This is a genomic window from Paucidesulfovibrio gracilis DSM 16080 (assembly GCF_900167125.1).
GTDB classification, from domain to species: Bacteria; Desulfobacterota; Desulfovibrionia; order Desulfovibrionales; family Desulfovibrionaceae; genus Paucidesulfovibrio; species Paucidesulfovibrio gracilis.
In genome coordinates this window covers 64852-80299 of the sequence record NZ_FUYC01000008.1, presented here as the reverse complement: position 1 = coordinate 80299, position 15448 = coordinate 64852, and the positions used below count along the sequence as shown (strand labels likewise).

Here is a 15448-nt window from a genome sequence, read left to right as displayed (position 1 = left end):
TGTGGGATGATCAGTCCGTGACCTTTTTCTTGCTGGTGCGGATGGGCCGCTGACCGGTCACGTCTTCAATGGAATCCCGCAACGGGACGGTTTGCGTCGGGGTTCCCCGGAACCGGACCTTGACGCGGTGCCAGACCGTGCCGTTCACCGTGGCCGTCGAGACAAGAGCCTCCATACCGCGATCGGCCAGCTGGGTGCGCAGGCGTTCTGCGGCGGCTGCATCCTTGGACGCGGCCACCTGGTAGACATAGTCGAAGGTCGGTTCGTCGGGATTCGGTTCCTCGACGGCCGCCTGTGGCGTTGTTTCCGGAGCGGCTTCAGCGGATTCGGGCTTGGCGGTCGGCTGCTTCGTTTCCGCTGCTTCCTCGGTGTCCTTGCTTTCGGTCTGGGCCAGATTGTCGGGGTAGTTCAGATCTTCCGGACGAAGCACCACTTCTTCTTCTGGTTTGGTCTCGGTCGCGTTTCCGGCTTGCTGCGCGGCTGCATCAGCCGGCTGCGTTGCTTCGCCGGATGCGGATTGCCCGGCTGTGTCGTCCTGGCTGCCCACGGTCCCGTGCATCACGGTCACAGGGGCGGGGTCTTCAGGAGTGGCCGCCACATACCCGCGGCCAATGAGCAGTCCGAACAAAAAGAAAATGCTCAGGGCCAGGGCCGCGCCAACGCCGATCCAGATAAGGTCGGAAAAGCGAAGGGTCACGGTATAGGTCTTGGGCTCGCGGCTGCGCCTTCCGGCCACCACCTTTTTTGCCATGGGTTCTCCTTGATTCAAAAAAAGACGTCCCAATGCGTCCGGGACCGGCTCTCCAGGAACCGTCCCGATGATCCGGCCGGACGCACGGCAGTTACATACGTTCGGGCGCGTTCACGCCGAGCAGGTGCAGTCCGTTGGCCAGCACCGAGGCCACGCAGTGCATGAGCAGCAGTCTGGCCCGGCAGGGTTCGGGTTCGGCAGAGACTACATGATGCATTGTATAGTATTTGTGCAGGGTCGAGGCAAGCTCCTGGAGGAAATTACTGATCACATGCGGACTCAGGGTTTCGGCCGCGGCCTGCACCGCATCGGGATACCGCTCCATGATGCGCAGCAGGTCCATGTCCTCTTCGGTGTTCAGGTGCGTGAGGAAGTGTTCCTTGATGGGCGCCGGTCCCATGTTCAGTTCCTCGGCCTTACGGCGCACGGAATGAATACGGGCGTGGGCGTACTGCACGTAATACACGGGGTTGTCCATGGTCTTTTGCTTGACCAGTTCCAGGTCGAAATCCAGCTTGGAGTCGGACTTGCGGGAAAGGAAGATGTACCGGGCCGCGTCCGCGCCGACTTCGTCCACCACGTCCTTGAGGGTTTCGAATTTTCCGGCGCGGGTGCTCATGGCCACTTGTTCCCCGCCTTGGAGCAGGTTCACCAGCTGCACGAGGATGACTTCCAGATCCCCTTTGCGGCCCAGGGCTTCCACCGCAGCCTGCATGCGCGGGATGTAGCCGTGATGGTCCGCGCCCCAGATGTCCACCACGAGATCGAATCCGCGTTGGTATTTGTTGTCATGGTAGGCGATATCCGAGGCAAAATACGTGGTGTCGCCGTTGGATTTGCGCAGCACGCGGTCCTTGTCGTCGCCCAGGTCTGTGGATTTGAACCAGAACGCGCCGTCTTCGGTATAGGCCATGCCGCGCTGTTCCAGGTTGGCGAAGGTCTCGTCCACCTTGCCGTCGTTCACGAGGCTGGCCTCCGAAAACCAGACGTCGTGGTGCACGCCGAACTGACGCAGGTCTTCCTTGATGCCCGCGAGGATGGCGGTCATGCCGTATTCACGGCACAGGTCCACGGCCTGGCGCTCGTCCAGGTCCGGCAGTTCGGGATGCTGGGCCAGCACGCCCGCGGCGATGTCGCGGACATAGTCCCCGCGGTAGTAGTCCTCGGGTTCTTCGGGGCAGCGTTCCAGCGCCTGGAGCACGCGGTAGTGGATGGATTCGCCCAGGATGCGCATCTGGCGGCCCGCGTCATTGACGTAGTATTCAGCTTCCACGTCATGGCCGGATTTTTTGAGGATGCGGCACAGGGAATCGCCCAGGGCCGCGCCGCGCCCGTGGCCAATGTGCAGCGGACCCGTGGGGTTGGCGGAGACGAATTCCACCTGGACGCGCTTGCCGTGGCCCATGTCGGACTCGCCGTAGCGTTCGCCCTGTTCCAGAATGTCTTCCAGGGTCTGCCGCCAGAATTGCGGCGTGAAGAAAATATTCAGGAACCCGGGTCCGGCGATCTCCACATTGCGGATGGCCGGATCCTGTCGGCTTTCCAGCTCTGCGGCGATTTGCTCCGCGATCTGGCGGGGAGCCATTTTTGCTTCCCGGGCCAGCATCATGGCGACATTGGCGGCCAGGTCGCCGAATTTACGTTCCTTGGGCGGTTCGATCACGGCCTTTTCCGGCCAGGACCAGCCCTTGTCCTCCACAATACCCTTGAGCAGGGTTTCCAGATGTTGTTTGGCTCTCATGTGCGTATGATCCTTTGTCCGGCGCGGCTAGGCCAGAGCCTGGGCCATGTCGGAAATGTTTTGCGTGACCAGGCCGTCCAGACCTTTGAGGTTTTGACCGGCCAGTTTGCTGAGCACGTTTTTGGGACCGACCTCCACGAATCGGCGAGCGCCCATGTCCCACATGCCCTGCATGATTTCGATCCAGCGCACGGAAGAGGTCATCTGGCGTTGCATGACCGTGGCCAGCTGGTCGGGGTCGGCCTCGGGCCGGGCCGTCACATTCAAATATACGGGAAAAGTGGGTTCACGCCAATCCAGCCCCTTTATAAATGTGGCGAATTCGTCCGCGGCCTCCTGGATGAGCGGGCTGTGGAACGCGCCGGAAACCGCCAGGGGGACGGCGCGGCCCTTGCGTTCCTTAACAAGGGCGGCGGCACGCTCCAGGGCGTTGGTTCGCCCGGAGATGACGTACTGGGCAGGGGAATTGTAGTTGGCCACGAGCAGCAGTTCGTCGGATTCGGACCGGGCCTGCTCCACCACTTCCTCCACGGCGTCGCGGTCCAGCTTGAGCACGGCGGCCATGCCCTGGCTTTCGTCGCCGCATTCGGCCATGAGTCGGCCGCGCAGGGTCACGGCGCGCACCGCATCCTGGAGTTCCAGAGCACCGGAGGCGGCCAGGGCGGAAAATTCACCCAGGCTGTGTCCGGCCATGGCCAGGGGGGCGTCCGACCCACTGAAGCGCTCGCGGCACAAGGCCCAGAGGTTCAGGTTCACCACGGTGAGGGCGGGTTGCAGGGCGCGGGTGTCGGCCATGTCCTTGGCCTCGCCGTCCCAGTAGATTTCCCGCAGGGGCAGACCGGACTCACGTTCGGCCAGTTTCCAAAGGTCCATGGCCCAGAAGCGGTCCTCGGCAAGGTCGCGGCCCATGCCGGTCTCCTGCGATCCCTGGCCGGGAAAGAGTATCGCGATGTCACTCATGTGGCAGTTCTCCTTGTGGATCTGCGAAATAATGGAATCGGTTTCGTGTCCCCATGGGGCGCGAGCCGTTGTGGGCGCTCCTGCTGTGCGCGGGAGGTGAGTGTTCATTACCGCTTTTGGGCCATGGGTCAAGTTTCCGGTGCATTGCCTCGGGTTCCGGCCCGTAGTACACCGACCCGGCCGGGGTTTGCCGAACGCCCCCGGGGGCATCGGGAAAAGTTCATTGTGATGATTTTGTCAAGACCATACCGGAGGAACCGTGTCGCATGCCGTGAATCAAGCCGCTTCCATGACATCTGCCGCCATGGATCGAGCCGAGCCGCAGGCGCCTGTGCTGGCCGCGGTCTGGAGTACGTCGGGCCGGGTCGGGCCGCAGCGTCTGATTGAGGTGTTGCGTGCCGCGGGGGTGAGTGGAGCCGTACGGCTGTGGGGCTTGCCCCGGGAGGGGGGCGCAGGCCGCGTGTTGACCGTTGCCCTTGCCGGAGCGCACGCCGGAACCAACGACCTTGCCCAGGAACCGGGATGGGGTTCCGAGGAGCGGCTTCGTGCGGTGGTGGCGGTCTGTGGCGGGGCGGATCTGATGGTTGATCCGGAATCCGGGCGCGTGCTGGCGCTGACGGGGTGTCCGGTCAATGCCCGTTCCTTGCTTGGGGAGCGGGTGTCCGGGGTGGATCTGCCGGAGCATCCCGGGGAATGCCTGCTGGGGCTGTTGTCCCGTCGAGGCCCATCCGTAGTACAGGAGGTCGCCGGGGAATGGAGCATGCTGTATTGGGACGCTCCGGCAAAACGGCTGACCTTGGGGTGCGACCGGATCGGCGCGAATGGGTTGTACCATTGCGGCACCAGGGACGGCTTGGCCGTGGCTTCGGTGCCGGGAGTGGCCCTTGCCCTGGCGAATAGACGCCCCCGGGTGGCAGGCTCGGCGCTGTTGGCGGGGCTGGCCGCCGGGGAATGTCCGGTGTCGGAGCAGGGGCAGACCGTGTACACGGGATTGCAGCGCGTGCGGCCGGGCGGCGTGGGCGTGGTGGTCACGGATTCCGATAGTTTAGTTGTTGAAAATGAAAAATACAACCTGCTGGAAAATTTCATTGATCAACCTGTTGACCCCAAAAGATTGCAAAATGATTTGCAAGCCGTGATCCAGGACAGGTTCAGCACGGATGCCCGGCTGGGGCTGGCCTGGACCGGGGGACCAGGGGATCATGCCCTGGCCGCGTTGCTGGGGCGGCACAGGGAGCAGCACACAGGACGCATTCCCCGGGAGGAAGGAATCGGGCTGTTTGCCCTTGAGGATCACGACCAGCCCGGGCGCTGTGCTGATCCCGCGGCCGAACGGGTCGCGGCTGACCTGGGGCTGAAGCTGCATGTGGTGCCTTGGCCCGACCATGCCGCCGTGGAGCAGCAGCGGGCCAGGTTGGTGCGGGCGGCTGGCCTGCCCCTGGTCCGGCCCTTTCCCGCCCTGCAAATGGGCCTGCTGGCCCGGGCCATGCGGGAGCAGGGCGTCAGCTTCGCCTGCACCGGCCGAGGGGCGCGTTCCCTGCTGGGCGTATCACGGCGTATGGCCCGGCAGGCTGCCCAAGCCTTGGAACGCCGACGTCGCATCCTGCCCGCGTTGTTGGTGCGGCGCGCGTTGGATCCGGACGATTCCCTTGGGACGACCATCAAGGACGGAGTGGCTCTGGCGCTCCAGGCCATGACCCCCAGGCCGTACCGATCCACCCGTGAGCAGGTGAACATTGAACTGCTCTCCCACCATGCGCCCGGCGCGGACCACGTCCAGTTGCTGGAGTGGTACAAGGGCGCCTTTTCCTGGCGGGAAATGAACAGTCTGCGCCGCATGCAGGTGCAGCGTCTTACGCGCAGCCCTGGCCCGGCCCGGCACGCCGCACTGACCCTGGCTGCCAACCTGGAAGGCGTGCGACTCACGTTTCCGTTGTTGGACCACTCCCTGGCGCGCTACCTCCGCCTGCCTCTGAGCAGGCGGCTCCATCGGGGACGCGAATGCCCTTTGCTGTTGGATGCGGCCGCATGCCCCGGCGCATCGGACCCGCAGGCCGCCCCGCCAGACGCGACGATTTATGCCCTGGCCTCGGTACCGGCCCGGGACGATGCCGCGCTGCTGGATTCCCCGCTGCTTGGAGCGCTGTTCGCCGATGTTCCCGCCCTGCTGGAGGATCTGCGGCGGCACCGCAAGGACGGGCGATTCCGCCATGTGGCGTCCATGCTGGACACATTGGTGGAGTGGGAACGGCTCTGTGGAGTGGTCTTGGAGTGATTGTTTCCGAGCGCGTCAGGGGGTGATGCCCCGTTCCCGCAGCTCGCGCAGGGTTTGCTCCCGGCGTTGGCGCAAGGGACCGCTGTCGCAGCGTTGCCCCACGGGCTGGCTCAGGCTGATGCCGAACATGGAGCCGCCTCCGGTGGACGTTCCGGCGCCCACGGCAATATCCGGTCTGGTATCTGCGGGCGTGTCGCACTCCACAATGGCCCTGTCCAGGTCGTGCAGATATCGCCGCACGCCTGCGTCGGTCATTTCTGTGGGGTCGTGTTGCAGCAGGGGATGGGAACCGCCTGTGGCGCAGCCCCACAATCCTGACGTGCAGAGCGTCAGAAGCAGCGCCAATACAAAGGATCGGACGGGATTGCGCCGGAACGCGCCGGAAGGAAAAGAGGAACTGCGCATAATACATCCTTGGCCTGGCCCCGGGCCGGGGCGATTCAAAGCAAATGCACCCGGGGATCCACCGTGGGCAACAGGGGGTCTTCGTTCTTGCCTTCCAGAGAGGTGGCGATGTGCGGGGCGTCCATGCCCTGCTCCCGGGCCAGCGCGGCCAGATCCATATCCTTGGGCGGGATGGGCCGGCGCTTGGCATCAAAAATGATCCGCACCGTGGGCAGCAAAGGTTCCTCGGGCGCGCCCTGGACAACCACACCGCTTTCGCCGGTACTCAGGCGCACCAGGGTGCCGATGGGATAAATACCCAGGCAACGGATGAAGCGTTCCACCATGCCCGGGGCAAAGTCGGTCTCCCGAATGCCGTACATGATGCGCAGGGCTTTGCTGGGTGGCATGCCCGCCTTATAGACCCGCTTACTGGTAAGGGCGTCGTACACGTCGGCCACGGCGATGATCCGCCCGAACAGGCTGATTTCGTCTCCCCGCAGGCCCGAGGGATAGCCGGAGCCGTCATGTTTTTCGTGGTGGTCCAGCACGCCGCGGAGGATGTCCTTGTCCGCGCCCCGCACTGTGCCGAGCAGTTCATGCCCCTTGCCGGGATGGCTGCGCATAACCTCGAATTCATCTTCCGTCAGTCGTCCGGGTTTATTCAAAATGGCGTCCGGTATCAGCGCTTTGCCCACGTCGTGCAGCACCCCTGTCTGGCAGAGCCTGCGTAAGTCGGCGCGCTCCAGGCCCAGGGATTTGCCAAACACAGTGGCCACAACCGCCACGTTGACGGAATGGTTGAAGGTATATTCATCAAATGATTTGAGATACTTTAGAGCAAGGAGCGCATCCTCGTTGCGCATGACCGAGTCCACCAAAGCCGCGGAAAGCTCCACGGCCTGCTGCATGTCCACGGGGTTGCCCAGGCGGGCGTCGTGCAGCATCCCCCGAGAGAATTCCACAACCCGCGCATGGATCTGGCGGGCGGTTTCGATTTCCTTTTTCAGGGGGACATGGCGCAATTGGGCGCGGATGCGCTGCTCCGCCTCGGCGCGGTCCTCGGGGATATGGGCAAAGCGTTTGGCCAGGCTGGGTCCGCTGTGTTCCGGTTCGCCGGAGTCCACGAACACGGTGGCGTAGCCCTCGTCAACGATGCGCTGCACCTGGTCCTGGGAGCGGATGCGGCCTGCCGAGGAATAGACAAAGGGACGGTCGATCCAGGAAAGCCCGGTATCCACCACCAGCATGCCGGGTTTCAGGTCATTGACGGGAATTTCTTTGATCATCGGCTCTCTGGCTCCGGGCGGACAAAGGCGGATCCAACGGGTCTCATTTCAAACGATATCGTACTGTAACGCAATCGTGTATACTTGTCTGTACTACCTAAGAGGGAATTTGGCGTCCGCTGCTTTTGGCTGGACGCGGATCATGCTTGACGGGCCTTTGTGCCTGGGGAACAACAGCGTATGAAGGAAAATTTGTTGGAACGGTTGTTGTGCCGTCCGGGCGTGGCCGAGCTGTTGCGACAGTTGGGCAATGTGCTGGTTTTGACGCCGGCGGGCAGGGTTCTTCTGGATTGCGGCGTTGTGGATGTTCCGGCGGGGGATGCTGCCCGGCCCGTTTGTTTTGACGGCCGGGAGCTGGGCCGTGTGGCGGGAGCAAATGCGGAATTGGGTGCGTCCTTGCTGGCGCATCTGGCCCGGGAAGGGGAAATGGCCCTGACCGCGCGTCAGGAGGAGGATGAACTCCGCGAAGTGCTCCTGGCTCTTTCTTCGGAATTGAATCTGGAGCGGCTGCTCTGCCGGATCATGGAAGCGGCCTCCCGGCTGCTGAACGCGGACCGGGCCACGCTGTTTCTGCACGATGCGGACAAGGGGGAGCTGTGGGCGCCCGTGGCCCTGGGCGAGCAGGGCGGAAGCATCCGTATTCCCGAGGATCGCGGCATAGCCGGGCAGGTCTTTGCTTCCGGCGTGCCGGTGAATATCGAGGACGCCTACCGGGACGAGCGGTTTGATCCGCAAACCGACCGGCGGACAGGGTATCGGACCCGATCCCTGCTCTGCTGTCCCGTGGTGAACAAGCAGGGGCGCGTCATCGGCGTGATCCAGGCCTTGAACCGTCATGGCGGCCCGTTCACGGGCCGGGACCAGACCCGCTTACTCGGGTTTGCGGCCCAGGCCTCCATTGCCATTGAAAATGCGCGGCTCTACCACCAGATGGAGGAGCTGGTGCGCGAACGCACCCGTGAGCTGGATGATGCCCTGGCCCGGCTTTCCGGGGAATTGGAGGCGGCGGCGCGCTACGTGCGGCGGCTGTTGCCCGCGCCCTTGGACCATGGGGAGGTATGCTGCTCCTGGCGGTATGTCCCCTGCCATTCCCTGGGCGGTGACGCCTTTGGGTACCGCTGGATCGATGACGATCATTTCGCTATATATCTCAACGATGTGAGCGGGCATGGAGTGGATGCGGCCCTGCTCTCGGTGTCGGTCATGAACGTGCTGGAGTCGGAAATGCTTTCAGGGGTGGATCCGCGTGACCCCGGGCAGGTGCTTTCCGCCTTGAACAACGCCTTTCCCATGGATCGGCATGGGAATATGTTCTTTACCATGTGGTACGGGGTCTGGCGGCCCAGCCGGTCCGAGCTGGTGTTTTCCTCGGGCGGCCATCCTCCGGCGCTGCTGCTGCGCCACGGCGAGTGTCTTCGGCTGGGAGTGCCCAATCTGTTACTCGGCTGCCGGGCGGATCAGGAGTACGAGTCCGCCGCCCAAACCATCCGGCCCGGGGATCGCCTGCTGGTGTATTCGGACGGGGTGTATGAAATCGAGAAGCGCGAAGGGGGCATGTGGACCCTGGATCGGTTTGCGCGGTACATGGCCGAACCCGGCAGCTCCGGAGCCGGACATCCCACCCTGGATCAGCTCATGGACCACACCCGGTCCATGTCCGGGCGGGACGGCTGGGAGGACGATTTTTCCATTGTGGAGGCGCGGTTCGGCTGAGATCCGGTCTGGGGTTACACCCCGGCGAAACGACAGAGCGCCTCGAGATCGCGGCCCTGAAGCAGGGGCAGGGCTTCGGCAACGGTCGCGTCGTCCCAGAGCCACCAGGCCACCTGGTCCATGCGCTCCTGATCCTCGGGGGAGAATCGGTACTTGCAGATTTTGCCCGCACCGACCACCACGGCATAGGGCGGCACGTCCCTGCTGATCACGGCCCGCGCCCCAATGACCGCGCCATGCCCGATACGTACGCCGGGCAGGATCAAGGCTTCGTAGCCGATCCAGACCGCGTGGGAAATGACGGTATCGCCTGCGGGTTTCCACGCGGATTCGGCCTGAGGGAAAAAATTGAAGCTGTAGGGCGTGAGCCGGGAGAGATCGTGTCCATGGTTGCCGCCGAGCAGGATGCTCATGCCGGAGGCAAACTGGCAGAAGTTGCCCACCGTGAGACGGTCCACGGGGATCCCCTGCCAGGAATCCAGGTTCGCGGCCGCATACCGTACCCGTTCCTGAAAAGGCTCGCGGTGGTGGAAGCCGCTGTAAAAGCTGTGCCGCCCCTGGTCCAGGACAATGGCGGCGTGCTCACGAACGTCCGGGTCCATGTCGAGGCGTTGTACGTCGGTGAAGTTGGTGAATTGGTGAGGCATTGGTGCGGTCTTGATGATGTTGGTGGCTGGTGGATATTCGAAAAAGGGACGATGCAGGACCAGGATGCGGCGCTTTTGGAAAACAGGCAATGCCGGCGGGCGGGAGTGACCGCAGGGAGGGCGTATTTTTGGGGAGGCGAGGGGAGCCGCGATCAAGCGTGCTTCAGGGGCGTTTGTCCCCGGCGCCCAGGCAGAGGGAGTCCAGATCGCCCTGCAATTTTTCCATCTTCACATACTCTTCGGCTGCGCGACAGTAGAGCCAGTATTGGTTGCGGCCCAGGAGCCAGTCCATGCGCTTGAAAAAAATAGCGGCCGGGGCTGCCGATTCCGTCAGTTCCGCAAGCAGGGTTTCCTGGGGATTGATGGTGGCTTCGGCCACCAGACGGCCCGAGCCGGGACCATGGTCTTCGGCATGCAGCGAGGTTGCGGGGTCGGGTTCTGCCGTGCGCCGCAGCCGCAGCACGGAGCCGTCGCCCGAGGCGCGTACGTCAATATACCAAAAATCCGCGTGTTCCCGGTGGAACATGGTATCCATGCCCGCTCGCTCGCGCCAGGCAATGACCCCGCCGCGTCCGGCCAGGATGTGGTATCCGGCATGGGCCAGCGTGAACACGCGTGTTGCCGCGGCAATGGCTTGATCCGTGGAAACGCCGGGATATTCCATGGTGCGCTGGGTGTCGTATTGCCGCCGCAGGGAGGCCAGATCCCGTTCCGAATCAGGAACGGCCGCGTGATTGGCGCAGCCCGCTACGACCAGGGTCGAAAACAGGCAAAACAGAATCCGGACACACCGCACTGTTTTGCCGAATGCGCGGAATGAAGCCGCGGTCCGGGGGCTGTGCTTCCCGGTCCGAAAAGCGATATGGGGCATGGGTTCTCCTGGGAGGAGACCACAGGGACGGAATCAGCCGTGGCTTTCCGCTGGTTCGCCGTGGCCCGCCTCGTGCTCGGGCGCAGCATGATTGTGCCGCTCAATGTCAGGAGCCTGAAGTAACCCTGCTTCGTAGGGTTTGTCCAGCTTCTGCCCCAATGTGGGAGCCAGGCTCACAGCGCCGACGATGATGGCCGCAAAGAGGAGGAAGGAAAAGAATTTCTTCATGGACATGCTCCTTTGGTTTCCTGTCCGGAATGCCGATTCGGGCGGAACGTGGAAATTTTTTGCATCAAATATCGTAGTTCTGAAAAAAAGGCCATACCCGGGCCATGGAACCCTTTTCCCCTGGGCTGTCGGTCCGTTCCAACCGCAACAGGCCTGCGTGTCACAAGGGATGCGCAGGTTCCTTTTTATGCAGCATACCTGCTTTCCTTTGTGCATTGAATCGTATATGAGAAATTGAATCATATTGAATGCCGGATGGTTGGTATGTGCAAAAGAACGCAAAGAATACCGCCGGAGCACAAGCCGGGAGCGCGGGCCGCGCTGTTGCGGATGGCTTGGTTGCTGTTGCTGCTCTGGTGCGGTGTCGGAGTGGGATGCGGTCCTTCGGGAACACCGGAACAGGCCGTGGAATCGGCCATGTGCGCCTTTGCCCGGCTCGACGCCGTGGGCATGGAGCATTATCTTTGCGTGGAGTCCGGTATTTCCCTGGCCGCCCTGCGTGCGGGCATGGCTCAGACGCGGAGCCAGGGGGCGGGCATCGAGCTGTGCGACATGCGTTATGAATTGGTCGAACGCAACGCAGACCACGCACGGGTGCGCATGACGGGCATCATCCTGGCCGACCATCCCACCCAGGGACCCACGCGGGAGCAACTGGACGAAGTGGTTTCCTGCCGGGTGGAGCAAGGGCGCTGGAAGGTTTGCGGTCCCCTGCTCTGAGTCGTGAATTCAATGGGTTGGGAGATCCCGGTCGCGTTGACCCCGAGCAGGTTTCCCGCTACCTGGGGTGGGAGCGATATTCGGATCATTCCAAGGAGAAAAAAATCATGAAGCAGTTGTCCAAGCTCGTTTGCCTGGCTCTGACCCTGGCTGTCCTGGCCTTTGCGGTGGGGTGCAACGGTGAAGAGCAGCAGCCCGGCGATCCCCTGGCCGTGGCGCGCAAGGCCGTGGAAGTTTCCCTGGCCTTTGACCTGGACGGCCTGAGCGCCTTGTCCTGCGAGGATATGCGTCGCCAGATTGAGGAACAGCGTGCGGACTTTGAGGAAACCATGAACATCCTCAAGGGCATGGGCGTGGACCTCAGCCAGGTGCGGTACGATATGAGCGCGGTTACGTTTGAGTTGATCAAGCAGGAAGAATACACGGCCACGGTTCACATGGGCGGGGTGCTCAGTGTGAAGGTGCCGGGCCTGCCCGAAGAGTCCCAGGAGCAGGACCAGGACATTGAAATGCGCAAGGAAAACGGAAAGTGGTACGTATGCAGTGAGATTCAGCCCTAGCAGGGTTGGGTAACACGCGGCCGGAGGGGTTTTTCATCTTCTGAGCGCGTATTGATGCAAAGCTCCCGCCTTCAGGCTTTGGCCCGGAGGTGGGGGCTTTTTGCGTGCCGTGCCGCAGGATGGTGCGTCGCCGGAAAAGGCGGTGCGTGCGCCACGCCGGTTGGCGGCATGCGTGGAGCGCGCTGCCGGACTGCAGCGCATGGACCTCGGGGCATGCCCAAGCACGGTCCTGCATTTTGTATCGGACCGAATACGGTGTGGAGAACGTGCAATCGGCCGAAGGGCTTGCACTGATGGGCTGATGGGCGTAATTTGAGAACACTGTTAACTTCATCCCGCCATGCATGGGCAGAGCATCGCGGTATGGAACAAGGGCTGAGGGGGCTGCACATGCGGGGGATGATGGATCGGGAAGAGTGTGAGCCAGGGACGATCCAACGGAAGGCGATAAGGCGGCTTGTGGCGTTGGGAGTCATGCTGCTGTGTGTTCTGGGCCTTGCCGCGAATGTCGTTGCCGGGGACCAGCAAGGCGCAACGCCCCAGGAAGTGCTGCTGACCACGCACGAGCGGTGTCCGTACGGGTGTTATGACGAAGCAGGCTATTTTGATGGTACGGCGGTCCGCATGGTGCGGCAGGCTTTTGAATGTATGGGCATTTCAGTCCGGATTCTGGTGGTGCCGTGGAAGCGGGCGCAGAAAATGGCCTGGGATGGGCATGTGGACGGATTTTTCGCGGCATCGCACAATGCCGAGCGGGAACACAAGGGCGTGTTTTCCGAGGTGGTGGCCGGGCAAAAGTGGAACTGGTATCTGCTCAAGACCAGCCAATGGGATCCATTCTCCCCGGAATTTCGGTCAACCGCTTCGGTGGGGGCGTTTCAGGGAGCCAACATGCTGCACTGGCTACGGGAAAATGGCTACAATATCGGTGCGGCGCCAAGATCGCCGGCGTTGCTTTTGGAAATGCTGCTGGACGGACGCATTGACGCGGCCTTGGGCAGTGACCAGGCCATGGGCTTGTTGTTGGAGGAGCGGGGACTGCGTGAGTCCGTGCGCGAATTGGCGTTTCGCAGCATGCCGTTGGCCGTGTGTTTTACCCGGGATTTTGCCCAGCGGCGGCCGGAAGTGGTGCGCGGGTTCAACGAATGCGTCCGGCGGATTCGGGCCGCCATGGACAGCGGACCGGAGTGTCCCTAAGGCGGAGTTGGAAGTCGGTTGACCCCGAAGCGACGGCATGCGTATAGCTTGGCACAGGTAACCGCAACCGGAGAAGGTCATGCCGCGACAATGTCTTTTTTTATTTCTTATGCTTTTCCCTCTTTGTGTTTCCTCGGCTTGGGCCGCGCCGGAACCCGGCACTCCCGAGTACGCCGCCCGTATGGTCTATGAGGGCGGCCACACGCTCAATTTCGCCATGATGGCGGACCATGCCTGCATGACCGAGCAGGACCGGGAGGAGCTGAAGACCTTTTTCGCTTCCCAGATCGAGGAACTGCGCCGGGCCGGTGTGGATTACGACGCTGTCGGCTATGATTTTTCCCAGGTGGTCTACACGCTGGTGGAGCAGGACCGCGACCTGGCCCGTGTGCGCATTGCGGGTCCATACGCCATTATTATGCCCACGGGTACGGAATGGGACGAGGATCCCGACGTGATCATCGTGCAACGGATTGACGGTCAGTGGCGCATGTGCGGGGATCAGAGCCGGGCCAATATGCCGCTGGCCGAATACCGGGCCTGGCTGGAGGGTTCCGGGTCCGTGGCCGGGCAGGCACCTGTTTCGGGTCCGTCGCCCGTGGAAGTGACCCGCGCGTTTTGCGAGGCGGTCTACCGCATTGATGCACACACCATGGAAGCCAATATGTGTCGGGCCATGCGCGGTGCCGGATTGGTGGAAATGGCGGAAAACGCCCGAAAGGAATTTGATACCATGGGTGTGGACTGGAGCAAGGTGCAGCACGATTTTACGGGGCTGCGCTATGAGCTGGTGCGTCAGGAAGGCGGCATGGCCGAGGTCCGGTTGACCGGATCCTACGTGCGCACGCATCCCGTGATCGGCGGCAAGGAGCAGCAGGAGGACCAGGTCTTCATGCTCCGGGCCGAGGACGGACGCTGGGTGGTCTGCGAGTGAGTCGCCGCGTCCCGCCGCTGTACAGGCGGGACACGGGGTGGTGTCTGACGGCAGGCTAGAAAGGCTGCTCTTTTTCCATGGCCGCGATCATGGCTTCCACAGCCTGGGTGGTGATGTCCTGCAGGCCTTCGGCCAGGATTTGCGAGGGGGCGTCGTCCTTGAGCACAATGGGACGTTCCACGACCCCGGTGTGCGTGGCAGCGTAGAGCTGGTCGCCGCCCCTGGTGAGCACGTAGCGGATTTTCATCTGTGTTTTCCAGGTGCTCAGTCCCACTTTGTCCAAACGTATTTCCAGGATCTGTCCGCTGGCCACAAAGCCTTGGCCCGCGGTTTTCAGACTGGACGCGTAGGCGCATTCACAACCCCGGCTTTTCATTTCCTCAAGCAGGGCGCGTGTGGCCCAGTCGCCCACGTCCGATCCGGGCGAATATGCGCTGGTTTCGTCCCGTGTGCCGAGCACCTGCGGGGATGGCCGCTGGTCCTCGAACGCGGCGATGGTCATGTCCCAGCGGCACCAGGGTACGTCCGAAAGCTTGGCCGGATAGGTCAGCGGAACCACGCTGCTTCCGGCGCATCCAGCCAGGGCCAGGAGCAGGAGCAGCGCCACGGCATGGACCCGGCTCGGAAAATGCGGGAAAAGGGATTTCACGATGACACTCCTATGGGCTGAATTGATGATCTTCGGGACATACCGCGAGCATCGGAAAAAGTGAACCATGCCCGCGGGCTGGTCTGTGCGGGGCTTGCGCTCCCGGGGTACGGGATTGGCTGGCGCGTGCTTTTGGTGTATGCATGGTTGATGGGAACAAGTCCGGCATTGCCGCAACGTTCGAGGTGATTGTGCAGGTACGACACACGCTTTTAAGTTTGATGCTGGTGTTGGCGCTGGCAGCGCCGACATGGGCGCGGGGACCGGTGTCCGGCCTGGTGGTGGATTCCTCGGGTCCGCTTTCCGGCGTGCGGGTGGAATCCGTGGAAACAGGCGAGTCCACCGTCACGGCGGGGGACGGCAGGTTTCGTCTGCGCATCTCCCGGTCCGGCACGGTGAGCCTGCGTTTTTCCCGGCAGGGCTATAAAACCCTGACCCGGAAAATCGAAGAAGCGGCCACGGATATTATAGTTTCCATGAAGCCCCGTCGTTGAGCGCATACTCCGCTTGCGTACTTCCTTTTTTTGCT

At 62.7% G+C, this 15448-nt stretch carries 16 protein-coding genes; 7 read left to right on the top strand and 9 right to left on the bottom strand.

Annotation, left to right across the window (positions count from 1 at the left end; all coding sequences use genetic code 11):
* Positions 1-10 precede the first annotated feature (10 nt).
* The 3 genes from B5D49_RS09570 to B5D49_RS09560 form a co-directional block, all read right to left on the bottom strand.
* Positions 11-751 carry an SPOR domain-containing protein gene (locus tag B5D49_RS09570; RefSeq protein ID WP_078717474.1) on the bottom strand — a complete coding sequence of 247 codons (741 nt, stop codon included), beginning with the start codon at positions 749-751 and terminating at the stop codon, positions 11-13.
* A 91-nt stretch (positions 752-842) separates the two neighbouring features.
* Positions 843-2492, bottom strand: a complete 1650-nt coding sequence (gene argS / locus B5D49_RS09565; protein ID WP_078717473.1) for an arginine--tRNA ligase — start codon at positions 2490-2492, stop codon at positions 843-845.
* Between the two features lie 27 nt (positions 2493-2519).
* On the bottom strand, positions 2520-3452 hold the full coding sequence (locus tag B5D49_RS09560) for an ACP S-malonyltransferase (protein ID WP_078717472.1): 933 nt from the start codon (positions 3450-3452) through the stop codon (positions 2520-2522).
* Between the two features lie 259 nt (positions 3453-3711).
* On the opposite strand from B5D49_RS09560, the gene B5D49_RS09555 reads away from it, so the two are divergent.
* Positions 3712-5727, top strand: coding sequence for an asparagine synthase-related protein (locus tag B5D49_RS09555; RefSeq protein ID WP_078717471.1), 2016 nt, complete (start codon positions 3712-3714; stop codon positions 5725-5727).
* A 15-nt stretch (positions 5728-5742) separates the two neighbouring features.
* On the opposite strand, the gene B5D49_RS09550 is transcribed toward B5D49_RS09555, so the two are convergent.
* The gene (locus B5D49_RS09550) at positions 5743-6132 is read right to left on the bottom strand and encodes a hypothetical protein (RefSeq protein WP_078717470.1); all 390 of its coding nucleotides are present in this window, start codon (positions 6130-6132) and stop codon (positions 5743-5745) included.
* A gap of 35 nt (positions 6133-6167) precedes the next feature.
* The gene (locus tag B5D49_RS09545) at positions 6168-7400 is read right to left on the bottom strand and encodes an HD-GYP domain-containing protein (protein WP_078717469.1); all 1233 of its coding nucleotides are present in this window, start codon (positions 7398-7400) and stop codon (positions 6168-6170) included.
* A gap of 180 nt (positions 7401-7580) precedes the next feature.
* Here B5D49_RS09545 and B5D49_RS09540 point away from each other — a divergent pair, with 180 nt between their 5' ends.
* A complete protein-coding gene (locus B5D49_RS09540) occupies positions 7581-9113 on the top strand; it encodes a PP2C family protein-serine/threonine phosphatase (RefSeq protein WP_078717468.1) in 1533 nt (510 codons plus the stop codon).
* Positions 9114-9127: 14 nt separating this feature from the next.
* Here the strand turns inward: B5D49_RS09540 and B5D49_RS15115 are convergent, their stop codons facing one another.
* From B5D49_RS15115 to B5D49_RS09525, 3 genes are all read right to left on the bottom strand, one after another.
* Complete coding sequence (locus tag B5D49_RS15115; protein ID WP_144019376.1) at positions 9128-9760, bottom strand: CatB-related O-acetyltransferase; 633 nt, start codon at positions 9758-9760, stop codon at positions 9128-9130.
* A gap of 163 nt (positions 9761-9923) precedes the next feature.
* A complete protein-coding gene (locus tag B5D49_RS09530; protein ID WP_078717466.1) occupies positions 9924-10631 on the bottom strand; it encodes a hypothetical protein in 708 nt (235 codons plus the stop codon).
* 33 nt (positions 10632-10664) lie between these two features.
* Positions 10665-10859, bottom strand: coding sequence for a hypothetical protein (locus B5D49_RS09525; protein ID WP_078717465.1), 195 nt, complete (start codon positions 10857-10859; stop codon positions 10665-10667).
* 264 nt (positions 10860-11123) lie between these two features.
* On the opposite strand from B5D49_RS09525, the gene B5D49_RS09515 reads away from it, so the two are divergent.
* From B5D49_RS09515 to B5D49_RS09495, 4 genes are all read left to right on the top strand, one after another.
* Positions 11124-11579: a hypothetical protein gene (locus B5D49_RS09515; RefSeq protein WP_144019373.1), complete on the top strand. Its 456-nt coding sequence runs from the start codon at positions 11124-11126 to the stop codon at positions 11577-11579.
* 107 nt (positions 11580-11686) lie between these two features.
* Positions 11687-12139, top strand: coding sequence for a hypothetical protein (locus B5D49_RS09510; protein WP_144019370.1), 453 nt, complete (start codon positions 11687-11689; stop codon positions 12137-12139).
* A gap of 474 nt (positions 12140-12613) precedes the next feature.
* Positions 12614-13336, top strand: coding sequence for a substrate-binding periplasmic protein (locus B5D49_RS09500; protein ID WP_159447194.1), 723 nt, complete (start codon positions 12614-12616; stop codon positions 13334-13336).
* Between the two features lie 79 nt (positions 13337-13415).
* A complete protein-coding gene (locus B5D49_RS09495; RefSeq protein ID WP_078717459.1) occupies positions 13416-14270 on the top strand; it encodes a hypothetical protein in 855 nt (284 codons plus the stop codon).
* 55 nt (positions 14271-14325) lie between these two features.
* Here the strand turns inward: B5D49_RS09495 and B5D49_RS09490 are convergent, their stop codons facing one another.
* Positions 14326-14919 (bottom strand): hypothetical protein, encoded by a 594-nt coding sequence (locus tag B5D49_RS09490; RefSeq protein ID WP_078717458.1) that lies wholly within the window; start codon positions 14917-14919, stop codon positions 14326-14328.
* Between the two features lie 143 nt (positions 14920-15062).
* On the opposite strand from B5D49_RS09490, the gene B5D49_RS09485 reads away from it, so the two are divergent.
* Entirely contained in the window at positions 15063-15413 is a 351-nt protein-coding gene (locus B5D49_RS09485; protein ID WP_078717457.1) for a carboxypeptidase regulatory-like domain-containing protein, read from the top strand.
* Positions 15414-15448 lie beyond the last annotated feature (35 nt).